At 39.1% G+C, this 23,649-nt stretch carries 27 protein-coding genes and 1 tRNA gene; 14 read left to right on the top strand and 14 right to left on the bottom strand.

The features are described from left to right. Positions 1-20: 20 nt before the first annotated feature. A complete protein-coding gene (locus ATHSA_RS02440) occupies positions 21-1,193 on the top strand; it encodes a Fic family protein (RefSeq protein ID WP_161847600.1) in 1,173 nt (390 codons plus the stop codon). Positions 1,194-1,423: 230 nt separating this feature from the next. On the opposite strand, the gene ATHSA_RS02435 is transcribed toward ATHSA_RS02440, so the two are convergent. After that, complete coding sequence (locus tag ATHSA_RS02435) at positions 1,424-2,518, bottom strand: AAA family ATPase (RefSeq protein ID WP_161847599.1); 1,095 nt, start codon at positions 2,516-2,518, stop codon at positions 1,424-1,426. A 197-nt stretch (positions 2,519-2,715) separates the two neighbouring features. On the opposite strand from ATHSA_RS02435, the gene ATHSA_RS02430 reads away from it, so the two are divergent. Continuing rightward, complete coding sequence (locus ATHSA_RS02430) at positions 2,716-3,021, top strand: DUF6922 domain-containing protein (RefSeq protein ID WP_161847598.1); 306 nt, start codon at positions 2,716-2,718, stop codon at positions 3,019-3,021. Between the two features lie 160 nt (positions 3,022-3,181). On the opposite strand, the gene ATHSA_RS02425 is transcribed toward ATHSA_RS02430, so the two are convergent. From ATHSA_RS02425 to ATHSA_RS02365, 13 genes are all read right to left on the bottom strand, one after another. Beyond that, positions 3,182-3,256: transfer RNA gene (locus ATHSA_RS02425), tRNA-Arg, on the bottom strand. A gap of 74 nt (positions 3,257-3,330) precedes the next feature. Further along, on the bottom strand, positions 3,331-4,278 hold the full coding sequence (gene trxB / locus ATHSA_RS02420) for a thioredoxin-disulfide reductase (RefSeq protein ID WP_161847597.1): 948 nt from the start codon (positions 4,276-4,278) through the stop codon (positions 3,331-3,333). A 4-nt stretch (positions 4,279-4,282) separates the two neighbouring features. After that, a complete protein-coding gene (gene pdo / locus ATHSA_RS02415; protein WP_161847596.1) occupies positions 4,283-4,951 on the bottom strand; it encodes a protein disulfide oxidoreductase in 669 nt (222 codons plus the stop codon). Between the two features lie 64 nt (positions 4,952-5,015). Then, positions 5,016-6,194 (bottom strand): bifunctional phosphopantothenoylcysteine decarboxylase/phosphopantothenate--cysteine ligase CoaBC, encoded by a 1,179-nt coding sequence (gene coaBC, locus ATHSA_RS02410; RefSeq protein WP_161847595.1) that lies wholly within the window; start codon positions 6,192-6,194, stop codon positions 5,016-5,018. After that, the gene (gene rpoZ / locus ATHSA_RS02405; protein WP_161847594.1) at positions 6,191-6,430 is read right to left on the bottom strand and encodes a DNA-directed RNA polymerase subunit omega; all 240 of its coding nucleotides are present in this window, start codon (positions 6,428-6,430) and stop codon (positions 6,191-6,193) included. Before rpoZ ends, coaBC begins: the two co-directional genes overlap by 4 nt. A 5-nt stretch (positions 6,431-6,435) precedes the next feature. Further along, positions 6,436-7,044, bottom strand: a complete 609-nt coding sequence (gmk, locus tag ATHSA_RS02400; protein ID WP_161847593.1) for a guanylate kinase — start codon at positions 7,042-7,044, stop codon at positions 6,436-6,438. Beyond that, the gene (locus ATHSA_RS02395) at positions 7,041-7,358 is read right to left on the bottom strand and encodes a DUF370 domain-containing protein (protein WP_161847592.1); all 318 of its coding nucleotides are present in this window, start codon (positions 7,356-7,358) and stop codon (positions 7,041-7,043) included. Before ATHSA_RS02395 ends, gmk begins: the two co-directional genes overlap by 4 nt. 17 nt (positions 7,359-7,375) lie before the next feature. Then, complete coding sequence (locus ATHSA_RS02390) at positions 7,376-8,239, bottom strand: YicC/YloC family endoribonuclease (protein WP_232060142.1); 864 nt, start codon at positions 8,237-8,239, stop codon at positions 7,376-7,378. A gap of 148 nt (positions 8,240-8,387) precedes the next feature. After that, positions 8,388-9,215 carry an aminotransferase class IV gene (locus ATHSA_RS02385; protein WP_161847590.1) on the bottom strand — a complete coding sequence of 276 codons (828 nt, stop codon included), beginning with the start codon at positions 9,213-9,215 and terminating at the stop codon, positions 8,388-8,390. Then, positions 9,199-10,422, bottom strand: a complete 1,224-nt coding sequence (locus ATHSA_RS02380; protein WP_161847589.1) for a MiaB/RimO family radical SAM methylthiotransferase — start codon at positions 10,420-10,422, stop codon at positions 9,199-9,201. The genes ATHSA_RS02385 and ATHSA_RS02380 overlap by 17 nt, the downstream gene beginning before the upstream one ends. Before the next feature lie 11 nt (positions 10,423-10,433). Beyond that, positions 10,434-11,141, bottom strand: coding sequence for an ATP-binding cassette domain-containing protein (locus ATHSA_RS02375; RefSeq protein ID WP_161847588.1), 708 nt, complete (start codon positions 11,139-11,141; stop codon positions 10,434-10,436). After that, entirely contained in the window at positions 11,122-11,289 is a 168-nt protein-coding gene (locus ATHSA_RS02370) for a hypothetical protein (protein ID WP_161847587.1), read from the bottom strand. Before ATHSA_RS02370 ends, ATHSA_RS02375 begins: the two co-directional genes overlap by 20 nt. A gap of 118 nt (positions 11,290-11,407) precedes the next feature. Further along, complete coding sequence (locus ATHSA_RS02365) at positions 11,408-11,845, bottom strand: OsmC family protein (RefSeq protein WP_161847586.1); 438 nt, start codon at positions 11,843-11,845, stop codon at positions 11,408-11,410. 290 nt (positions 11,846-12,135) lie between these two features. Here ATHSA_RS02365 and dnaK point away from each other — a divergent pair, with 290 nt between their 5' ends. The 12 genes from dnaK to ATHSA_RS02305 all read left to right on the top strand — a co-directional run bounded on the left by dnaK (position 12,136) and on the right by ATHSA_RS02305 (position 23,646). Continuing rightward, a complete protein-coding gene (gene dnaK, locus ATHSA_RS02360; RefSeq protein ID WP_161847585.1) occupies positions 12,136-13,950 on the top strand; it encodes a molecular chaperone DnaK in 1,815 nt (604 codons plus the stop codon). Positions 13,951-13,982: 32 nt separating this feature from the next. Continuing rightward, positions 13,983-14,438 carry an Hsp20/alpha crystallin family protein gene (locus ATHSA_RS02355; protein WP_161847584.1) on the top strand — a complete coding sequence of 152 codons (456 nt, stop codon included), beginning with the start codon at positions 13,983-13,985 and terminating at the stop codon, positions 14,436-14,438. A 39-nt stretch (positions 14,439-14,477) separates the two neighbouring features. Continuing rightward, positions 14,478-16,892 carry an ATP-dependent Clp protease ATP-binding subunit gene (locus ATHSA_RS02350; RefSeq protein WP_161847583.1) on the top strand — a complete coding sequence of 805 codons (2,415 nt, stop codon included), beginning with the start codon at positions 14,478-14,480 and terminating at the stop codon, positions 16,890-16,892. A gap of 111 nt (positions 16,893-17,003) precedes the next feature. After that, the gene (locus tag ATHSA_RS02345; RefSeq protein ID WP_332066501.1) at positions 17,004-17,396 is read left to right on the top strand and encodes a DUF2089 domain-containing protein; all 393 of its coding nucleotides are present in this window, start codon (positions 17,004-17,006) and stop codon (positions 17,394-17,396) included. Next, the gene (locus tag ATHSA_RS02340) at positions 17,374-18,330 is read left to right on the top strand and encodes a DUF4097 family beta strand repeat-containing protein (protein WP_161847582.1); all 957 of its coding nucleotides are present in this window, start codon (positions 17,374-17,376) and stop codon (positions 18,328-18,330) included. Before ATHSA_RS02345 ends, ATHSA_RS02340 begins: the two co-directional genes overlap by 23 nt. Continuing rightward, the gene (locus ATHSA_RS02335; protein ID WP_161847581.1) at positions 18,327-19,553 is read left to right on the top strand and encodes an MFS transporter; all 1,227 of its coding nucleotides are present in this window, start codon (positions 18,327-18,329) and stop codon (positions 19,551-19,553) included. Before ATHSA_RS02340 ends, ATHSA_RS02335 begins: the two co-directional genes overlap by 4 nt. 1 nt (position 19,554) lies before the next feature. After that, on the top strand, positions 19,555-19,896 hold the full coding sequence (locus ATHSA_RS02330; protein WP_161847580.1) for a hypothetical protein: 342 nt from the start codon (positions 19,555-19,557) through the stop codon (positions 19,894-19,896). A gap of 18 nt (positions 19,897-19,914) precedes the next feature. Next, complete coding sequence (gene queD, locus ATHSA_RS02325) at positions 19,915-20,277, top strand: 6-carboxytetrahydropterin synthase QueD (protein ID WP_161847579.1); 363 nt, start codon at positions 19,915-19,917, stop codon at positions 20,275-20,277. 88 nt (positions 20,278-20,365) lie between these two features. After that, entirely contained in the window at positions 20,366-20,758 is a 393-nt protein-coding gene (gene queF / locus ATHSA_RS02320) for a preQ(1) synthase (protein ID WP_161847578.1), read from the top strand. Further along, positions 20,759-21,445, top strand: coding sequence for a queuosine precursor transporter (locus ATHSA_RS02315; protein WP_161847577.1), 687 nt, complete (start codon positions 20,759-20,761; stop codon positions 21,443-21,445). Position 21,446: 1 nt separating this feature from the next. Next, entirely contained in the window at positions 21,447-22,613 is a 1,167-nt protein-coding gene (locus tag ATHSA_RS02310; protein ID WP_161847576.1) for a TM0106 family RecB-like putative nuclease, read from the top strand. Next, positions 22,606-23,646: an acyltransferase gene (locus ATHSA_RS02305; RefSeq protein WP_161847575.1), complete on the top strand. Its 1,041-nt coding sequence runs from the start codon at positions 22,606-22,608 to the stop codon at positions 23,644-23,646. Before ATHSA_RS02310 ends, ATHSA_RS02305 begins: the two co-directional genes overlap by 8 nt. The last annotated feature ends 3 nt before the right edge of the window (positions 23,647-23,649 follow it).

Genomic DNA, 23,649 nt, shown 5'->3' with positions numbered 1-23,649 from the left:
TTTGTAAGGTGGCAAGTAAATTGTTAAACGACATAGAAATCAAAATCCCTGAACCAAAATGGGGAAGTAATCTTACAGGTATTATTTTGAAACTTGAAAAATTGAGGTCAAACCAATCTGTCGGGGAAGTTCCAAAATGGATATTTCTCCAATTGAAAGATATTTTCCAAATCCTTGAAACATTTGGTTCTGCAAGAATAGAAGGAAATAATACCACTCTTTCAGAATACGTTGAGAAGATAATCGAAAAATCAGCATACAAAGATGAATCTCAAAAAGAAATAGAGAACCTTGATGAAGCTATAAAATGGATTGAAGATCAAACTGATGAAAATACAAAATTTACAAGAGCATATATCTCCGAAGTTCACAAGATTATTACGAAGGAACTCACTCCACCGCCACATGGGGAAGGTTCAATGTATCCAGGAGAATTGCGAAAACATAATGTTCATATAAAAAAATCTTCTCATATTCCTCCCGATGCGGCCGCATTGAGAGATCATTTCGATTCATTTTTGAATTTCATCAACCAAAGTTGGCCAGAACAGTATCAACTTCTTATGATAGCCATTGCGCACCATAGATTTGCGTACATTCACCCTTTTGATAATGGTAATGGGAGAATGGGTAGATTGCTTAATTATGCTTTGCTAATAAAAATTGGCTTTCGCGTAAAAGATTTGAGAATCATAAACCCTTCTTCCATCTTTTACAACGATAGGGAAAAATATTATAACTTTTTATCAAGAGCAGATTCTCTAAAAGATGAAGATTTACTTCAATGGTCAGAATACTTTTTGTCTGGGTTAAAAGATGAAATTGAAAAAATTGATCACTTTCTCGTTAAAAAATATGTTCAACAATCACTTTTATTGCCGGCAATTTCATTTTCTCTTGATAGAAAGCAAATTACGGACAGAGAATATCAAATTTTGAAATACCTCATTTTAAAGGACGATATGACAATGAAATCAGAAGAATTGAAAATCTTCGGTATCACAAATTCTGTTCAAAAATCTCGTACAATGTCAAGAATGAAAGAAAAAAACATGATCAAGCCGATAGAAACAAAAGAGAGGATTTACACAATCAACTTTGCAAATAATTACCTTCTTAGGGGTATAATCAAGTCTTTGGAAAGTGAGAAATTTATTCCTGAGTTTTTAAACAAAAACGAGAATCGCCTTTAAGGGCCTCAATGTGATCCCGCACGTGATGCGGGATGACGTTGTTTTGTTTTTTCACCTGCTATTGGCAATGTGTCATTTGCTGATTGCTCACCTGTCACTGCTTACTGTTTACCGATCACGCATTATTATTTTTTCTACGTGCTACCCGCTACGAGCCACCTGCCGTTTTTCCCCTAATCTCTAATGTCCAGTCTCTAATCTCTGCTTTTTTGCTGATTACTCGTTACGCATCACCGTTTTTTCAATATTTCTTTTAAAACGTTATCTATTATTTTGTATTTTTCACCGGTATTTTCTTGCTTTATCCATGTCATCTTTTCCAAATTTTTAAGTATCTCGTAAAGCCTTGAATCGGATATCGTGTCACCTTTCGCAAAAAATGCATTTTTTAAACCGGACCACGTATTTATTCCATTTGAGATGTACGCAAGCGTCTGAACATATCTTGGACTCTTCCTTTCTAACTCTTTTATCTCTCCTTCTACCATTCCGGAAAGGCCTTGAAATGTGCTTTTTATGGCCATATCAAGATCTTTAAATTGAGCATACCGGTTTCCAAATTCAACAAGATAGCCCGGAATGCCATCTAAAATCTCAACTGCTTTTCGAATATCTTCCCGATCGATCTTTACCTTTATTTCATCAAACCCTTTTTCAAGGAATGAAATCGATGTTAATTTATCGAATGGATTCAAAGAAATTTCCCTTATATATCTTCCGTAAAGTGGTGATTTGTAATCATCCACGTTTAAAAAATTGTGGAGAAGGCCTATTTCCGATCCGGAAATTATTATCTTTATGAACTTGAAATTATCGTACATGTAAGAAAAAAGCGAAAGTAAATCATTGCCTCCTTTTGTTCCGTAATACTTTAAGTATTGTGCCTCGTCAAAGAAAAAGATGGTGTAATTGTTTTCTTTCTCACTGAATTTCTCGATCTTTTCTATCAAAGAGAGCAGGTCCACTTCTTTCCAGTTCATCGACAACGAAAGATCTTTAACGGATATTCCCCTTAAATTTGTCAGAAAAATTTTTAATTTCTCAAAATTTGAAAATTCAGAAAGGGCATTTTGCAATCTTTGGATCAAATCCGCCTTCTTTATATTTCCACCACTGTTTGCATACATCGCTCTTCCGTCCAAAAATACACTTTGATATTCCTTATCTTTTATGACCGTCCGCACAAGAGAAGATTTTCCGATCCTCCTCAGCCCCGTAACCATCGTAAGCGGATACTTTTCTATTGAATCAACAAGATCATTTATCTCTTCTTCTCTGTCAAAAAAACTTTTTATATCCTCTTTTGGCTTTAGATCAAAAAGCATTTTATCACCCAGAGTGATTATATCACTTCCGGTACCGGAAGTTACTTCCGAGGGCGGAAGTGTTTTTCTAACCTCTAATGTCTAATCCCTAACGCCTAATCTCGGTCTTTGCTATTCGCCATACGCTATAAGCCATTTGCCATTGGCCATGCGCTGTTCCATGTTATAATTGTTAAAATGCATAAAAAGATTTCTCCATGAAAAAGAAGGTGATTTCAATTTCTACCCCATTTCAATTCGCTTCCTTTAACAACTGTTTCTGGGATGTTGATGCGTCTAAACTGGATATCATCAAAGATAAAAATTTCATAATTGCCAGAGTGCTTGAGTACGGCGTCATGGAGCAGATTAAAGAATTGAGAACTATCTATTCGGACGATGAAATAAGATACGTTGTTAAAAATTCAAGGAACATCTCAAAACGTGTCGCAACGTTTTGGTCTACCATTCTTGATATACCTACCGAGGAGGTATATGCATGTTCTCAACGGTATTCCCCTTAAAACGCCCAAAGTAATAGATCCGCACCATTTGTTGATGATTTTTATCTTGCCGGCGGCACAGCCTTATAGATTTATTACGGCCATCGTGAGATTGAGGATTTAAACTTCTTTACCATTTCTTGGTGCCCGTCCATTACACGGTTACCAAGTAATATATATCTGGTGCCCCTAGCAGGAATCGAACCTGCATTTGCGGATTAGGAATCCACCGTTCTATCCATTGAACTATAGAGGCGATATCTTGAAGAGTATAGCATATTAAATGATAAGAGATCAACAAAAAAGACCGCTTTTGCGGTCTTTTTTGCTTTAGTCAAAGTACTTTGTCATATCTATTACGGCTATCGCTCCATCTGCTGCCGCAGTTACTATCTGCCTTAGCGGTGTTTTTCTGACATCTCCCACCGCATACACACCCTCTAAATTTGTTTCCATGTGCTCATCTGTGAGTATGAAGCCGTTTTCATCCGTTTTTATCTGATCTTTGAATATTTGTGTGTTTGGAATCAAGCCTACGTATATGAAGACACCATCAGTGGGATACTTTGTTGTTTCATTTGTTTTCAAATTTTTTATCATCACGTACTCGACGTTTTTGGAACCGCCTATCTCTGTAACAACGCTGTCCCAGATGAACTTCATCTTTGACTTGAAGGCCCTTTCTTGGGCTATCTTTTGCGCTCTCAATTTGTCTCTTCTGTGGATTAGGGTTACTTCTTTTGCGATCTTCGTCATGTAAAGTCCTTCTTCCACGGCGCTATCGCCACCACCAACAACTACAACCCTTTTATCCTTGAAGAAACTTCCATCACAAACGGCGCAATAAGAGACACCTCTATTCATAAATTCTTCTTCGCCCGGAACACCAAGTTTCCTTGGATTACTTCCGGTTGCGATTACAACGGTTTTAGCCGTGTATTCATTTCCAAGGTCCGTTTTCAACCTCTTGATCTTTGAAGTTAAATCAGCCTCTATTATCTCTTCATTCGTGAAATTTGATCCAAATGCCTTGGCGTGATTCAGAAAATTTTCGGCCAGTGCATTTCCGCTTATAGAAACGAAACCCGGGTAATCTTCTATCATGTCAGTTAGAAGTATCTGACCACCCTCGGTTGATTTTTCAAAAACTATCGTTTTTAAACCTGCACGACCTGCGTATATAGCACTTGCCAGTCCGCCTGGGCCTGCTCCTATTATTGCAACGTCGTAGTTCGTTTCTTTTGGCTTCGAGACGTTCGAGAGGTTGAAAAGAGGCATGTTATCAAACTCCTTTTACCACACTCATTATTTGTTCAACGAATGCATCTTCAGGAAGGGCACCCACGAATTCTCCTTCTCCCTCATTTATTATTATGTGAGGAACGGAAGAAACGTTGTATTGCATCGAAAGATCCGGAAATTCATTGGCCTCTATCATCTCTCCAATTATGTTAGGTGACTTCATCGCAAGTTTATGGGCCATTAAAACCGCTCTTGGACAATACGGACATGTTGGCGTCACGAATACCTGCAATTTCAAAGGAGATTTAATCTCTTCGAGTTTTTTCAAAGTCGAAGAAGAAAGGTCAACTTCTCCTTTTTTAGAAGTCGCTATGACGTCTTCTATGAGGGATGAGAATTCATAACCGGAAGGTATTCCGTAATATCTTATTCTCATGTCATTGCCTTCTGAATCCAACATCAGAATCGCAGGAACCATTTCGACGTTGTACTTTTTGACCAAAGCATCTTCATCAAAATCATGCGTTTCTATCGTTATTTTGTTGTTTGTTTCGGCAAGTTCCTGAAGAATCTGTTCCGTAAGATCGCAGTACTCGCACTCTTCTTTTCTTTTGCTGCCAAAAAAGAGTATTTTAACTTCTCCTTTTAATTCCTTCTCGAATAGATCGACAAGGTATTTCCTGTCCTCTTCTGAAAGTAATGCTGCCATAATCCACCTCCGAATTACCCTTTACGGGTACCAATATAATACTATATTTATCGAGTATCTGAATTTAATTTTTCTTGACAATTTCTTTTAGAAGAATGTCAAGCAATGAATTTGCAATTTCATTTTTAGTCATTCGTTCAAGATGCACGGTTTCGTTTTTCGTTATTACGGTAACTTCGTTGTAGTCTGACTCGAACCCTATATCCTTTCTCGAGACGTCATTGGCGACTATCATGTCGAGAGATTTCGATTCGAATTTATGTCTCGCATTTTCAAGAAGGTTTTGGGTTTCGGCGGCGAAGCCAACAACGAATTGATCCGGACGTTTAACCTTTGAAATCTCAGAAAGTATATCCGTCGTTTTTACGAGTTTTAAGTCCAAAGAGAGGCCCTTTTTTATCTTTTGCTGTGCCGTTTCCAATGGTTTATAATCTGCAACAGCGGCAGCCATTATGACTATATCGACTTGATTCAAGATATCTAAAACCCTTTGGGCCATCTCCTGTGTACTTTCAACGTCATATCTTTTGACATTAAAGGGCGATTGAATGTTCACAGGTCCGCTAACAAGATGCACATCTGCGCCTCTCAAAACGGCCGCTTTCGCTATTTCATATCCCATTTTTCCCGAGGATCTGTTCGATATGTATCTGACCGGATCTATTGCCTCTCGAGTTGGACCGGCGGTAACAAGCACTTTTAAATTATCCATGTCTTTTTTTGTAAAAAGACTTTCCATTTCAAAGATTATCCTTGCATTTTCTGGATACCTTCCCTTTCCTTCTTCTCCATCGGCAAGGTGTCCAATTTCGGGCTCTACTATTTTCCATCCATATTTGGATAATTTTTCAAGGTTATCTTGCGTTACCTGATTTTCGTACATTCTTACATTCATCGCAGGCACCAAAATTTTTGGTCCCTTAAAGGCAAGAGCGCTTGCCGTCACTATGTTGTCTGCGATCCCATTTGCTATCTTTGCCATCGTGTTTGCAGTTGCAGGTGCTATGATCATAACGTCGGCCCAAGAAGAAAGTCCCGTATGAGAGATCAACCCTCTGTATTCGAACTCGTCCGTGTAAACTTCAGCGTTACCCACCGCGGCAAATGTAAGAGGAGAGACGAATTTCATGGCATTTTCTGTCATGATTATTTTCAATTCATCTTTTCTCTTTCTCAAAATGCTCGCAAGATCAACGGCCTTGTATGCCGCTATCCCGCCAGTTATGGCAAGAAGAACTCTCATCTTTTCTTTGAAATTTTGACATTCGCGGTAAGCGCTTTTAACATTTCTGAATTCTTTATCTCAACGTATCCGGCCGCCATTTCCTGAAGTGCGATTGTTACAAGATTGGATTCTTCTGTCTTTACAAGTGGTTTTGAAAGTTCATTCAAAGATTCCGCTCTTTTTGCCACAGCCATGGATATAGCGTATTTGTTTCCGTATCTGTTCATAAGAGTTTCATAAATACCATCTTTCATTTTTATCATCCCTTTATAAAATTATACTTTCCTATGAACTCACTTAACCTTGAAACCTTCAATTGTTCGGCGATGATTATCGACACAAGTTCTTTGACCGCCGTGTTTATCTCTCTGTTAACTATAAGATAGTCGAATTTAGATATTTGAGAAAGTTCGAATTTCGCATCTTCTATTCTTTTTTCAAAATCATCTTTGCTTTCCGTGTGCCTTTTTAAAAGTCTCTCTTTCAACTCTTTAAAGGAAGGGGGAGCCACAAATATGAATATGCCATCTTTGTATATCTTTTTGATATTCAGCGCTCCTTTTACGTCTACGTCTAAAAGCAAATTTTTGCCTTTTTCAAGCCTTTCCTCGACGAATTTTTTCGAAGTGCCGTAAAGATGGCCATGGACTTCGGCCCATTCAAGGAATTCTCCCTTTTTTATGAGTTCTCTGAATGTTTTTTCATCCACAAAAAAATAATCAACACCTTCCACTTCATTTTCTCTTTTGGGCCTTGTTGTGTATGAGACGGAAAATTCCATTCCCTCTATTTGTGAAAGTGCCATTTTAACGATTGTAGTTTTACCGGCCCCCGAAGGGCCACTCATCACGAAAATCAGGCCTCTCATGATTTTGCTTTAGTTTTGGTTTTGCTTTCTGGCGTTTTTTCCGGTGTTTTTTCTGTTATTTCTTTCATTTCTCTAAATGAAGCCTGGAATCTCTCGGATATCGTTTCTGGCTGGATAGCACTTAAAATGACGTGATTGCTGTCTGTTATAAGGATAGATCTCGTTCTTCTTCCGTATGTGGCATCTATGAGTTTGCCATCGTCTTTGGCACCATCCTTGAGACGTTTCAAAGGCGCAGACTCGGGGTTAACTATCACTATGACACGATCTCCGATCACAACATTTCCAAACCCTATGTTTATAAGTCCGTACATACTTCCTCCCTCCGTATCTATTCGATATTTTGGACTTGTTCTCTTAACTTTTTGACAATAGTTTTCGCCCTTACCACGAGATTCAAAACTTCAGGTATTTTGGATTTGACGCTTAAGGTGTTAACTTCTCTGCCTATTTCTTGAAATACAAAGTCAAGTTCGCTCCCCACATCCTGATCCGAATTCATGAGTTCTTTTGATCTTGATATGTGTGCAAATATTCTCGATATTTCCTCTCCTATGTCCGATCTTTGTATTGTCATTACAACTTCTTGCTCAATTCTTTCAGGATCCATCTTTATTTCTGAAAAATTATCTTGAAGGCTCTGCAAAAGCAACTCTTTGTACTTCTCTCTGTTTTCTGATTCATAACTTTCCATCTCTTTGATGATCTCTTCGAGCGTCTTTATCTGATCTTCAAAATATGATTTTAGTTTTTCTCCCTCTATTTTTCTACTTTTATCGTAATTTTCAAGTGCCTCAGATAGTATCTGGCTGAAATCATTCCATATTTGATCTTCTTTTTGGGCATCGAGAGACATCTTGAATATATCCTTTATCTCTAACAATTGGCCAAGGTCAAGTCTTAACTGAACTCCAATCTCCTTCTCTATTTCTTTGAAGGCTTTAAAGTAGGATTTTGCAAGTTCGAGATCTGGCACTATTAAGTCGCTTTCGAATTCTCCCCTTATATCGGCCTTTATGGATATATTTCCTCTTTTTACCTTGGACTGAATTAATGGCAACGATCTTTGTTCGAATGATGAAAAAAGATAAGGTATTAAAAAGGATATATTTATGAATTTGTGGTTCACACTCTTTATTTCCACGGTGTAAAGATTTCCGTTTAGATTTTTGCTTACCTTGGCATAACCTGTCATGCTTTTCACGGGATCACCTTCTAATGTATTATGACACAAATTGAAGCAAAAATGAAATAGCAAAAGGAACAATATAATAAAAACCTTTAAATGTCTATAAAGGTTGATTTTGGGTTATTTTCGGCCAGACGAATCAGATGATTTTTTATTACCATAGATCGGCTCTGTGGAATATGTAAGGTTTGAAATTTTCCATCAGGATTTGTGTTATATTGCCAGGTTCTTCTCCAAAAAGCGTTCGATTTTCTATCTTTCTTATGGGGATTATTCCGGCGCTTGTTCGAGTCAGAAAGGCTTCAGAACAATTGAAAAGTTCATCGACATTTACGAATCTCTCTGAGACCTGTATTTCGAGAGACTTGGCAAGATCGATGACTATCTCTCTCGTTATTCCGTCCAAGATTCCAGTCTCTATCGAAGGGGTCACAAGCACGTTATTCTCTACAAGAAAGATATTGCTCATTATTCCCTCAGCCACATACCCACGACTGTTGAGCATCAATACCTCGTAAAAACTTTCCTTTCCCCTTTTAGCGATCATAAGATTTGCATGCGAGGTTGTCTTTAGGAGATTTGGGAGGGCAGATTCGTCTATTTTTCTTACTTTTGATATACCAACATCTACTCCATAATTATACAGATCTTCAGATGGGGCCTGCAATTTCATGATATAAGCGATGAAAAGAGGTTCTTTTCCATTTCCCGTGGTAAGCATGACACGTATTGTACAATCCTCTTTTTCATCTTTTATCCCCTCGAGAAGAATTGATTTGAACTCTTCGAAATTCATTTTGCAGTTTATACCGAGCAATTGAGCGGATCTTTTGAATCTTTCGAAATGTTTCAGAGGCGCAAAAAGAGAACCATTGTACGTTCTCAAAGATTCGTATATTCCCTCGCCGTACATGAATCCCCGATCTGTAACGCTTATTTTCACGTCCTCATCGTACCATTTTGAATTAAGATATATCTTCAAAAGCATCCCCCTCCTTTATCTCAACGAAATCTCCAACCTTAGATTCAGGATCCTTAAAGGTATATTTAAGATAATAATCGCTAAAGCCGCTACAAAGATCGCCTGATTTTTCTTCGACAAGAATCCTCTGTTTGAATTTCATCTTTTTTCTTGAATCGTATTCGAGTTCATTTGAGAGCGATCTTAGAATGTTGACCCTTCTCTTCTTTTCTTTGCCATCTATCGATTTTAGACTTGCCGCCTTAGTTCCGCGTCGGGGTGAGAATGGAAATGCATGAATTCTCATTACCTCAATCTCTTTAAGAAGTTCAACAGTTTCTAAAAAATCATTTTCATCTTCTGTCGGAAAACCACATATCACATCGGTTGAGAAAGCAAAAAATCTATCTATTTCTCTCATCTTTTCGGCTAACCTGATGACATCATCTGATCTGTAAGGTCTCCCCATATCTTTGAGTACTTTGTCTGAACCGCTTTGAAGAGAAAGATGAATGTGATGGCACATCTTTTGATTCTCAGAGAAAACCCATGCGATTTTAATGGCATTGATTGGATCTATTGACCCTATTCTTATTCTAAAATCACCATCTATTTTTGAAATCAAATCGAGTGCCTTTCCAAGATCAAGCCCATTGTCATCGTAAAGGGCGATATTTATCCCGCTTATGACTATCTCTTTTATCCCGGATCTTACCATCTTTTGCGCTTCTTCTATAACTGTATCGATCGGCTTTGACCTTATCTTTGTGCCTCTAAAATGAGGTATCGCACAGTAAGTACAGCCCCAGTTGCATCCATTTTCGATACTCAAAAATCCGCGCGTTCTTTCGGGAATCTTTTCAACTGCGTAATTGATATCATCGTGAAGAAAATAGGCATTATCGCATATCTTTCCATTTTTATTTATAAAATCAAGTATTCTCATCTTTTCTCCGTTGCCGAGAACAAGATCAAAATCCTCGATTTTGTCATCGTGTACGGCACATCCGGTAAAGATTATCTTTGCTTGCGATATTCTTTTGAAATGTCTTGCCATCTGAAGGGATTGCCTTTTGGCCTCAGACGTAACCGCACAACTGTTTATTATTATTAAATCAGAATCTTGAGGATCGGATTTTTGGTGCCCAGCCCTGTCAAGGATCTCGGAGATTCTGGCACTTTCATACAGGTTAAATTTACACCCGAGCGTGTAAACGTGATATTTCATTTTGACCTCTTTTATAAATCAAAAACCAATTCTTTTTTTGTACCCTCGAATTCTATCTTTCCGTTTTTCATCACGATGATCTTATCGGCTATTGGTAAGAAATGAGGTAACTTTCTTGTGGCAAGGATCAACGTGTACTTTTTCTTCAATGATAGCACAATGTTTTGTATGTTCAAAACTGCCTCGTCATCGAGATGATCTATTATACAATCGAGAGAAATGACCTCTGGTTCTCTCAATATCGCAAGCAACAACAAAAAGAGAACTCTCACATTTCCGTGGAGATCCTCAACGTAGGTATGAAGTCCTTCTTTTAAGATGTTTATGAGTCCCAACTGTTTAAGAAGGCCTATCATTTCATCGGAATAAAGATCGACATTTCGTCCCTTGACGAGGGTGATTATCTGGTTAACGGTAAGAGGGGAAAGAGTTTCAATGAAGGAAGTGTCTATGTAGGCAATTTTTCGTCTTAAAGATTTTCTGTCCGCGTTGATTATGCTTTGACCATGGAAAAATATATCTCCCTTAAACTCTATTTTATCGAACAATTCTTCATTAAGGTGAACGATACTTCTAAGCAGAGCAGATTTGCCCGAACTTCTGGGCCCGTAAATCAAAAGTACACTTTTTTCTTCAACTTTTAAAGATATGTCATCGAGTAATTGTTTGCCGTCAAGATTTAGGGAAAAATTTCTAAATTCAATTAGAGGATTTTCCATTTTCCCGTTCTATTTTTTGATCCGCACATCCTTCGAGGGAACGTTTGACGAATTCGACTTGTGCTTCATTGTTTTTGAGTCTTATCATCTTGAGCAGATCAAATTGAGAGGCGATCCTTGGATTATTTAGAACATTTTTAAACTTCATCAAATCACCTTCCATTTTGGATCGTTTATTCAAGTATACCTGTAAGATTTGTCTTTATTTTATACTCTCTTTGAAGAAATCATTAAGGATGTGGATCAAAAAGGCCGCTTTAGCGGCCTTATTTCGAAATACTTATCTTTACAGGAGTTGGATTTCTAAGATTGTCACTCACAGGGCATCTCTCTTCGACTGCCTTTATCCACTTATCGAGCGTTGCTTTGTCTGCATTTGTAACAGGCTTGAGATTCACCCTTATCTCTTTGTATCCAGTTCTCTCATTTGTAGGCTTACCCATGAATTTGGAAGGATCGAGATCTCCTTCTATCGTCATTTCAAGTCCTTTCAATTCTATTCCCATCTCTTTTGCAACAAGGTGACCCACAACGTTTATACATCCACCGAGAGCAGCCAAAACGTACTCAACTGGATTTGGGCCTTCGTTTGTTCCACCAAGGTTCGGTGGCTCATCGATTATCATCTTGAACTTACCGGCATTAACGACCAATTTCGTTGGATTCTCAGACTTTCCACTCACAGAAAATTTCATAACTGGCATATTTTCACCTCCATTCTCATTTTATAGCATCGTGGTTAAGTATTCTTTTTTTAGATGTGAATTTTTTCACCTTAGTGTGGAAATAATTTGTTACCAATCTCAAAAATGAAAGAGAGAGTTGCTTATCAGTCTGTGATTAAGATTGCTTAATTTTTTAGTAAATTATAAATTTAAATCATGAAATATTAGATATTTGAAGGATTAAAAACTTTATAGGAATTTGATTTTGACTCTTGACAAGGCCGATAAAGTTGATTATAATTTGAATTGAAATTATGGAGGTGACATGAATGGCTGAAAGAGAATATGTGGTTGGGATAGACCTTGGAACGACTAACTCGGAAATAGCGGTTATCAGAAATGGCAAGCCCGAAGTTATACCCAACGCCGAAGGCTCGAGACTCACTCCTTCCGTTGTTGCTTTTACAAAAACGGGGGAAGTTTTGGTTGGTGAGCCTGCAAAAAGGCAGGCAATACTCAACGCCGAAAGGACTATAAGATCTATAAAGCGTCAAATGGGAACAAATACGAGGATCAAAATAGACAACAAAGAATACACTCCTCAAGAAATAAGCGCTTTCATACTCAGAAAATTGAAAAACGATGCCGAAGCCTTTTTGGGCGGCAAAATAACGAAGGCTGTCATAACGGTTCCGGCATACTTCGAAGATGCCCAGCGTCAGGCTACAAAGGATGCCGGACGTATAGCGGGACTCGAAGTCATGAGAATCATAAATGAACCGACGGCGGCCGCATTGGGATATGGAATAGACAAGAGCAAAGACGAGATGGTAATAGTTTGTGACCTTGGCGGAGGAACCTTCGATGTCTCACTGCTTGAGATAGGCGGCGGGGTCATAGAGGTTAAGGCCACAAGCGGAAACAATCATCTCGGAGGAGATGACTTCGATCAAAGGATCATTGACTGGCTCATCGATAACTTCAAAAAGGAGACCGGAGTCGATCTTAGCGGTGATAAACAGGCGATGCAAAGGTTAAAGGATGCCGCCGAAAGGGCAAAGATAGAACTCACGACGAAGATGGAGACGGAGATAAATCTTCCTTATATAACAGCAGACGCGAATGGGCCAAAACATCTTCAGACATCTTTGACAAGGGCCAAATTGGAGAGTTTAATACGCGATCTCGTTGAGAAGATGAGGGAACCAATCGAGACGGTTTTAAACGATGCAAAGATAACTGTTGAAGATATAGGAGAGATATTGCTCGTTGGTGGACCGACAAGGATGCCTATAGTTCAGGAATTTTTGAAGAACATTTTCCATAAAGAACCTTCTAGGGCCGTCAATCCAGATGAGGCCGTTGCGATAGGTGCTGCGTTCGAAGCATCGATCCTTGCCGGAGAAACCAAAAGAGAGGTTGTACTTGTCGATGTTACTCCGCTCTCTCTCGGTGTGGAGGTCAAAGGCGGTCTTATGCACAGGATAATACCGAGAAATACCACGATACCAACGAAGAAATCTGAAATTTTCACGACCGCGGAAGATGGTCAGACAGAAGTCGAGATAAATGTTTTGCAGGGAGAGCGTGAACTTGCGAGCGACAACAAATCTCTTGGAAGGTTTACACTCACCGGGATTCCACCAGCGCCAAGGGGAATTCCGCAAATCGAGGTTACCTTTGACATAGATTCCGAAGGAATTGTACACGTTTCTGCAAAGGACAAAGCGACTGGTAAGGAACAATCCATCGTGATAAGGGGAAGTTCGAACCTTTCGGAAGAAGAGATAAAGAAAATGGTCGAAGAGGCCAAGAGATACCAAGAAGAAGACGCAAAACGCAAACAGCAGGTTGAGATGAAGAACCAGGCCGATTCCCTTGTCTACCAGATGGAAAAGTTGCTTAACGAACAGGGATCGAAGATAGATCCTTCCTTGAGAGGTGAAACTGAGAGTCTTATAAAGGATCTCAGGGATGCCATAGAAAAGAACGATTACGCACGCATAAAGGTTCTCATGGATGATTTGCAGAAGAAGTCTCAGACTATAGGTCAGAAACTTTATCAAAGTGCGACGAGCGGTAACGGATCGAACAATTCATCGACAAATGATGATACCGTTAACGCTGAATACCAAGGAAAATAAATGAAAATTTAAAATAAACGGGAGGTGGTCTTATGGCCATTGAAAAAAGAAGAGAAGAGGAACTTGACATTTACAGACCTTTTGAGGAGATGCAAAAAGTCATTGACAGGTTCTTCGAGGAGTTCCCGAGAATTTGGCCAACAACACTCTCTGCAGAAACCTTCGTGCCGGCAGTTGACATTTCTGAAACGGACAAGAGTTATGAATTTGAAGTAGAACTGCCCGGCATGAAAAAGGAAGATGTCAATATCGAAATCGACGACGGAGTTCTGACAATCAGAGGCGAAAAGAAAGAAGAAAAGAAAGAAGAAAAGAAAGGATACAAGAAAATCGAAAGAAGTTATGGCAAATTCGAAAGATCTTTCTCTTTGCCATCTGATGTAGACGAAAAGAACATCACGGCAAAATTCGAAAACGGAGTTCTCAACATATCCATACCAAAAAGCCCTGAGGCAAAGAGTGCAAAGAGGAAAATAGAAATAAAATGAGAAAAGGGGCTTTGGCCCCTTTTCTTTTGGAGGTGTTATATGTTTAATCTTGAAGAATACACGGAAAAAGCGGCAAATGTCATGATGTCAACACAGGATATACTTTCGCGGTACGGTCAAGATCAATTGAGATCCGAGCATATATTGCTTGCCCTTATAGAAGATGAAGAAAATGCCGCGATAGATGCCCTTAAGAATTTGAAGGTTAATATTGCTAAATTAAAAGATAAAACAGAGGATCTTGTCAAAGAATACGGTGGTAGTCAGGTTTCCTCTGGCGGGATAAAACAGATGTATATAACTCCCGATGCAAGGCATGTGCTCGAAAGTGCCAAGAGTGAGGCTACACGCATGGGAGACGAAAAAATAGGAACTGAGCATCTTTTGCTCGGAATGGTCAAAACACCGGACTCGATGGCGGCACGCGTACTTTTACGTTTTGGTGTCAGTGATGAGAAGGTATACAATGCGATTCTTTCTATTAGGAAAAGTGGAAAATCAAAAGAATCTGAAAATTTAGATGCCCTTGCGAAATTCACGGTAGACCTTACACAGCAGGCAAAAGAAGGAAAACTCGATCCAGTCATAGGACGTGAAGAAGAGATCGAGAGAATGATAGAGATCCTTGGGAGGAAAAGAAAGAATAACCCTGTTCTCATAGGAGACCCCGGCGTTGGGAAAACGGCCATAGTCGAAGGACTTGCCCAACTTGTCGTTAGCGGGAAAGTGCCTGACTACATGATGAACAAAAGAATTCTTTCTCTCGATATGGGAAGGCTCGTTGCCGGTACCAAATTCAGAGGAGAATTCGAAGAAAGGCTTAAATCTCTCATAGACGCGGTCAAGGGAAATAGCAATGTGATACTTTTTATAGATGAATTACACACAGTTGTGGGCGCCGGAAGCGTTGAAGGAGGAAGTCTCGATGCTTCGAACATGTTAAAGCCAGCGCTTGCGCGTGGAGAGTTGAGATGTATAGGTGCCACAACTTTGGAAGATTACAGAAAGTATATAGAAAAGGATAAGGCACTCGCAAGAAGGTTCCAGACAATAGATGTAAAAGAGCCAAGTGAGGAAGAAACCATAAAGATATTGCTTGGGCTTAAGGACTCTTACGAATCTCATCATGGTGTCAAAATAGAGAATGAAGCGATAGAAACGGCCGTAAAACTTTCTTCGAGATACATATCCGACAGATTTTTGCCCGATAAGGCTATAGATCTGATAGATGAGGCGGCATCACGGGTGAAATTTGAAAATTCATTTGTGCCTTCCGAAATATTAGAAGGACAGAATAAAATATCCGCCTTGGAAGAGGAAATAAATGACGCGGCACTTTCAGGAGATTACGAAAAGGCCGCGATGAAGAAGGCCGAACTTGAAAAGATAAAAAAAGAATTTGCCAAGATTCAGGAAGAATGGAAAAAACGCCAGGAGAAGATTCCAAAGGTGGTCAACTCAGATGTGATAGCCAAGGTTGTAGAAAGATGGACCGGTATTCCTGTTACAAAACTCATGGAAGATGAAAGGAATAAACTTGCAAATCTCGAAGAGTTGATACACAAAAGAATCGTCGATCAGGAAGAGGCAGTCAGAGTTGTTTCTTCCACTATAAGAAGAGCACGGGCAGGCCTTAAAGACCCGAACAGGCCGATGGGTACATTCCTTTTTGTCGGTCCCACGGGCGTTGGAAAAACAGAGACCGCCAAAGCCCTTGCGGAGGTATTGTTCAACAGCGAAAATGCGATGATACGCATCGATATGTCAGAATATTCAGAAAAGCATACCGTATCAAGACTCATAGGAGCGCCTCCTGGCTATGTGGGATATGAAGAAGGAGGACAGTTAACTGAGGCCGTGAGAAGAAGACCTTACAGTGTCATCTTACTCGATGAAATAGAAAAGGCACATCCCGAGATCTTCAACACCTTGCTTCAGGTACTCGACGATGGGAGGTTAACTGACGGAAAAGGCAATACCGTTGACTTTAGGAATACCGTCATAATAATGACTTCAAATATAGGGTCTGATTACATACTCGAGAGCGTCGAAAGCGGTAAGATGGATTATCTCGATGAAGGAATGATCCAAGAACTCAGGAAATATTTCAAGCCAGAGTTTTTGAATAGAATAGACGCAATGATCGCCTTCAGGCCCCTTGGAAAATCTCATATGGAAAGTATCGTTGAAAAGTTCATATCCAAGATACGCGCGAACCTTGCAGACAAGAATATAACCCTGGAAATAACGAAGAATGCGATAGAATACCTTGCCGAAAAGGGTTACGATCCGGCATTTGGTGCGCGTCCTTTGAGAAGATTAATAGAATTCGAGGTAGAGGATAAAATAGCGGACATGATCATTTCTAAGGAATTGTCAGAAGGAGACAAGGTAATCGTCGATGAAGAGGATGGCATCCTCTCTGTAAGTAAATCTCCGGCAACTGTGAAATGAACTCTATTCGAATAAATGCCCCCGAAGGGGCATTTATTTTTTTGTTGACATTTAAAAATTTTTGATTTATAATTAAATAAAATTGATTTTAAAATTAAAAATTTTAAGGAGGTGATCAAAATATCTGTGGTAAGTCGGTGTCCTTATTGCGGTCACAAAATGGATGTAGTCGCTCTGAAATGTCCCGTGTGCGGGACAGGAGTAACGGGTCAATTCGTTCTTGATGAATTCTTCAATCTTTCAGAAGAACAGATGAAATTCGTAAAGATTTTTCTAAAACACAAGGGGAATCTCAGTGAAGTTCAGAAAGAACTCGATATTTCCTATCCAACTGCGAGGAATAAGTTAAACGAGATCGTGAAAACTCTTGGATATGATGTGGAAGATGAAGTGAAGGAAAATGAAAGGGATATTCTTGAAAAACTAAAAAATGGAGAGATAGATGTTTCGACGGCAATTTCGAAATTGAAAGGAGGAAAAGATGAGGGAAGCCAAAAAATTTGAATGGGATATATCCCAGGTCAAAAAGGTTTTTGTACATTCAATCTCGCCAGATGTAAAAATTGTTCGCAATGTGGAAAGAAAGATATCATTAGAGGTTGAACTTTCGGGATTCAAAAAGGATATCGAAGAATATGAACCCAAGGTAAGAAAAGAAGGAGAAAGATTCGAATTAGATCTTTTTCCACATTCGCAGTTTTTCCCAGATGGATTTTTTGCCTTTGGATTTATGAAATTCGGAGGACTTGAGATCGAGGATGTTTATTTAAAAATTCCAGACGATCTTTCAACGGGAATAGATACGACATCTGGTGATCTTTCCATTAACGGCCTTTCCTTTGACGAATTGAGGATCTCGTCTGTTTCGGGAGAGATAGAAATCGATTCGAAAGTCAAAAATCTTTTTGTCAAGACCACATCTGGCAATTTGAATTTCAGAGGATCGTCAAGAATAGAAAAAATAGATGTTCAGTCGATATCGGGAGATCTTGAATTTTCAAATCCTTCATTCAGGTTGGGAATTATAAAAACTACCTCTTCAGACATAAAGATCACGGGAATGGATCCTGATTTTGAAACTTTAGATGTTAGAACGATATCGGGAGATTTTTCCATTTCTTTTAAATCAAGGCCGAACACCCACGTCGAAATTGACACTGTAAGCGGGAACATAAGATCCGATGTGAAGGTAAAGGGAATCGTCAAAGGTTCATTTGATGTCGGCAAGCCATCGTCAACGTTGAAGTTCAAAAGCATTTCTGGAGATGCGCATTTGGAGTTCGGATTTGATATTGTAAACTCAAAAGATGATGAAAGGTTGAAAATTTTTGAGGAAATTTTAAAATCTAAAAGAGCGACGAAGGACGAAATAAGGGAATTGATGGAGACTCTCGGCTACAGCAAAGAGAAGATAGAAGAGTTTTTATCAGGTAAATGAATATGGATCAAAAGGTCATCACAGAAAAAGGCCTTTTTAACAAGGATTTTATACTTTTGTGGTCGGGACAGGTAGTTTCATCGATTGGAAATTCAATTCAATACATCGCGGTCATGTGGTGGGTAATGAACCATTTTTCAAGTTCACAATCTGGCGTTGTTATGGGGTTGATGTTTACCTTCAGCGTGATTCCAATGGCGGTCATAGGCCCGTTTGCTGGAGTTCTTAACGATAGGGTAAGCAGAAAATCGATCGTCATACTTTCCGATTTTTTGAGAGGACTTTTGATTTTGTGGATGGCCTATCTTGCGTACACGAATACTTTGACCGCAATTTTGATATACCTTATCTCCGCGTTAATGGGCATAGGCAGTGCGTTTTTTAATCCCGCCATTCAATCCACCATACCAAACATCGTACCGGACAAAAATTTGACCCGTGCAAACAGCCTTTACCAGACCGGAATGCAATTCACTCAAATAATAGGTCCTGCCATTGGAGGCCTTCTTGTAGGTTTCTTTGGGCCATTTTTTGTCTTCATGCTTAATGGTTTTTCCTTTATAATATCTGCCGGCACCGAGATCTTTATAAATTTCAAACAGTCAATTTCAAGGAATAAAGACAGTTCTTTCTTTTCGGATTTCAAGGATGGATTCAAATTTCTCTACGATCAAAAATTGATCTTTTGGTCGATGATCATCGTTTCAGTTTTGAACTTTGCCTTTTCTCCGATCGATATACTCATAGCAAAGCAGATAAAGGAGGTATACCATCTTGGTGCACTTGAACTCGGCTATACATTCAGCGCCTTTGCCATAGGGATGATGATCGGATCAGTTGTACTTTCGATAATTCCCGAGATAAATGTAAAGCACAATTTCATAATACTTGGGGCGGTATCGACGGGAATACTTTATGCCATGTTCGGAGTCGCTCCTAACTTGATTGCCTTTTTGATAGTAGCACTTTTGATAGGTTTTGCACTCGCTTTTGTTAATGTGCTCTTTCAGGTTATAATACAAAGGTTAGTGCCAGATGAAAAGAGAGGAAGGGTCTTTAGCGTTATGTTAACCTTTGAGACGATCTTCCAGCCCATTTCTCTTTCAGTTGTAGGATTTTTGTCCGCTTCCTTTTCGAATTTTCTGATCTTCACGGTTTTAGGAAGCGTTGTAACGATTTGCTCGTTTTTGTTCTATCTCGTACCGGGTGTAAAGGAGGTTTAAAATGAAAGCATTTGCCGTGTTTTTGATTCTTTTGGGAGTTCTTGCCTTTCTTGGAGTCTTTGGATTCATGAACCTTACCTTCGGCTTCATAATTGGCATATTCTTTGCCATTCTTTTCTGCTTCGAAGGACTAAGGGAACTCGTTGGAAGAAGGCTCATAGGAGTTGGAAGTTTGCTCTTTGGTATCTTTCTATTTTTAAGGGCCTTTAAACTTTTTGGAATAAATGCGTCTTTCAGCCAGTTGTTTTTGGGATTTGTGGCCTCCTATCTTATAGGAATAGGATTGCAGATTTTCTTTGGAAAAAGGTTTATCCACATCAAAAAAGAGTGGTTCAATGATTAAACCTAATGGGGTGGTAATTTGTTGATTTCAAAGGAATTCAAATTTGATGCCGCACATAACCTTGTTAACTATCACGGAAAGTGTGAAAAACTTCACGGTCATACTTACAAATTAAGAGTTACATTAGAGGGAAAGCCTGACGATGAAGGAATGATCATCGATTTTGCCGAACTCAAAAGAATCGTAAATGATCTTGTCATATCAAGACTCGATCACAATTACATAAATGAGATAATTACCCAGCCATCTGCCGAGAACATAGCGATGTGGATATGGAAGGTGCTCGAGACACCTCTAAAAGGTCCGAATTACAGATTGTATTCGGTAGACCTTTGGGAGACTGAAAGTGCGTTTGTAACCTACAAAGGACAAGAAGAATAATCGATGCATGTACTATGTGCCAAATCACCTGCCGATCATTCTGAATTTGAACTTTGTTTGGTATATAATCTTTTTGGGAGATGATAGAATGCCAAAGGCCGAAGGAAAGACCTTTTCTTTTCTTGGAGAAGATGCCATAGAGACCGGCATCCTTGAGACTATAGATTTTCATAATAAAGAAAGAGAATTCGTCAGGTACGAAACGGATGAATTTTCGGCAGTTTGTCCTTTTTCCGGTCTTCCCGATATAGGTAAGGTTACGATAGAGTACATTCCTTCTGACAAAATAATAGAGTTAAAGTCCTTGAAGTATTATTTCGTATCCTTTAGAAATGTTGGAATTTACCAGGAAAAGGCCACGCAAAGGATCTTTGACGATCTTTTTGAACTTCTAAAGCCTATCTGGATGAAGATAACTGTCGTTTACAAAACTCGCGGTGGAATAGATGCCACAACGATTATAGAAAAGGGTGAAAGATAGTTGGAAAGAAAGATAACGCCTCTATATGTTTTTCTGGCCGTTGCCTTTGTTACGTGCCTTATAATAGCAAATGTTACGGCAGGAAGGCTTGTGAACTTCTGGGGAATCGTATTGCCAGGGGCCGTTTTGATCTTTCCCGTATCTTATATATTCGGAGACATTTTGACCGAGGTTTACGGATTTAGAAGATCGAGACTTGTCATATGGCTTGGCCTCGGAGCCAATTTGTTCATGGCCTTTTTCTTTCTTTTGATAAATGCCCTTCCAGCGCCGGTATGGTGGCAGTCTCAGGCAAATTCCTATTCGATCGTCCTTGGCCTTGCTCCAAGGTCTGTGATTTCTTCCGTTATCGCGTATTTCATCGGAGAATACCTTAATTCCGTCGTCATGAGCAGAATGAAAATACTGACTAAAGGAAAGTTCCTCTGGACAAGGACCATAGGATCAACTGTCATAGGTGAAGGCGCAGATACTCTGATATTCATCACAGGAACCTTTGCTGGTCTTATGGATCTTAAAGAGTTGCTTTTTCTTATCCTTGCCCAGTACATCTTCAAGGTTGCCTATGAGACAATTGCCACTCCGTTAACGTATCTTATCGTCTTTAAGATAAAGCAGATAGAGAAAATCGACACTTACGATTACGGAGAGAGGTATAGTCCCGTCATTTCAAAAGAGGATTTTTAAAATGGATATAAGTCAGGATTTTTTTACAACCTTTTACACCTGTCACAGAAAAGCCTATCTTCTCAAAGATCAAATTCAAAATTCTAATGGCATCCAAGCCGAATACAAAGGGTTTCGTCTCATCGCTTTTGCAGATGAAGAACGCGAAGAAAATGGACAAAGCACATTTATACTGCGCAGAACGTCCAAGAATGTAAGAGAAAGGCACATAATTGAGTCTTCATTTTTGTACTTTGTTCTTCATCTTAGGGGAGAAGATGCGCAGGTTAAGATCGAGTTTTTGAGGGGCGAAAAATTTGTAAAACCTCGAGATGAACTCATTTCAATGATGATCGATGTTATGAAAGAGACTTTTGAAAATGCTTCCCCTCCAAAGCCTTCCTTTGGTTACGAATGTAAGGAATGCCCATTTTACAAAGAATGCCTTGATTTAAGTCAAAAAGAGGAGGATCTATCTCTCATAAATGGTGTGGGAGAGAAAAGAAAGAAAGTTCTCATCAAGGCCGGATTCAAAGACGTTGATTCTCTTTCAAATGCCAACCCTTACGAGATAGCAAAATATGTGGGCATAAGTTTGGATGAGGCAAATTCGATTGTAAAGCAAGCAAAGTCCCTTAAAGATCACAAACCCATAATGGTAAAGAGAGTGATCCTTCCTCATTCAGATCATGAGTATTTCTTTGATGTGGAAAAGGACGATGAGGATCTTTACCTTTTTGGACTTTTGGTCGATGATACTTACCATCATTTTATGCTTAGCAACGAGAACTGGAATGAATGGTTCGATTTTATAAAAATGTTATCCCTTTATCCCGATGCTCCCATCTACCACTATGACAGGTTTGACAAAGATGTTATGCAAAAATTTGGAAAGATATCGAATACGGATCTAAAATTCTTGCTTCCACGATTTGTAGACCTTTATTCCACCATAAGGAATAGCGTAACGATGCCGGTCAGATTTTACTCTCTTAAAGACGTTGCGAGGAACTTTGGATTTAACTGGAGAAATAAAGATTTTAACGGGTACAATGCCATGATGGCACTTTCAAAGTGGAGAAAAGAGAGGGATTACTCGGCAATGCAGGAACTTTTGAACTACAACGAGGATGATTGCAGGGCATTGAAGGTTTTAAAAGATGCGCTTGCCAGTATGAAAAATGGATGAAAGAATAAAGGAATTCGATCTTTTAAAGGGGTTCGGGATATTAACGGTCGTCTTTTTTCATGCCATTTTTTACAATTTTCAAACTTACGATGAAAAAATACAGAATGTGCTTTATTTTTTTGGCCCTTTAGGAACACCTGTAGTGGTGATTTTTTTCTTTGTTTCAGGATTCTTAGCATACAGAAGTTACAAAAGATCGCCCTCTCATTTTGTATCAAAAAAACTCAAGACCTTTCTTCCCCCTTATTTTTTATGGTCTACGATTTATCTTTTAATTCAAGTAGGACTTTCTAATTATCTTTCTGGATCTTACCAGTTAAGCGTTCCAAACCTGATTTACGGATATCTTTTCGCAACTATCTACCTTCCATTTTATTTTATCTTCGTGCTTTTGATCTTTTACGTTTTAACACCTTTTATTTTCAAGACGAATTTAAAACATTTGATGGCATTCTCTCTGATAACCGGTCTTTTCTTTACCGCATTGTATTATATTCCCCAGTACTGGAATTATTCCATCGTCAATTCGACGATAACTTACCGAAATCCTTTGATCTGGGCCTTTTTTTACCTTTGGGGAATGTACGTTGCACAAAATGGAGACTTTTTATGGCTCAAAAAGCCATCTTTTTGGGTATGGATTGGTTTTCTGCTTTCCTATGCAGGATCCGTTGCGATGATAATAACCGTTCCAAAACTTTTACAGGATTACGAATCATACTCGGCCCTTGGTCCTTTTGAATACCTTTTTTACTGCTTTTCACTTCCAGTCTTTTTATGGGTGTCCCACCTTGTAAAGGAAAAAAGATATTCCGGTGTACTCGCACTCTTTGGGAACCATTCATTTGATATATACGCGGATCATATTTTGATAATAGGGCTCACATTCGCGGCCTTTTTTCCCTTTGCTGATGTCTCAAAGGGTGCGAACCTTTACATTCAGATCTTCGCCGGCTTTGTCTCATCACTTGTAGCGCTTGGGGTGGGAATCTTTATAAAGCGTTTCCCCAAGATATACAATGTTATATACTGAACC

The sequence above is a fragment of the Athalassotoga saccharophila genome (assembly GCF_009936215.1).
GTDB lineage: Bacteria > Thermotogota > Thermotogae > Mesoaciditogales > Mesoaciditogaceae > Athalassotoga > Athalassotoga saccharophila.
This window is presented reverse-complemented; position numbering and strand designations above follow the sequence as displayed.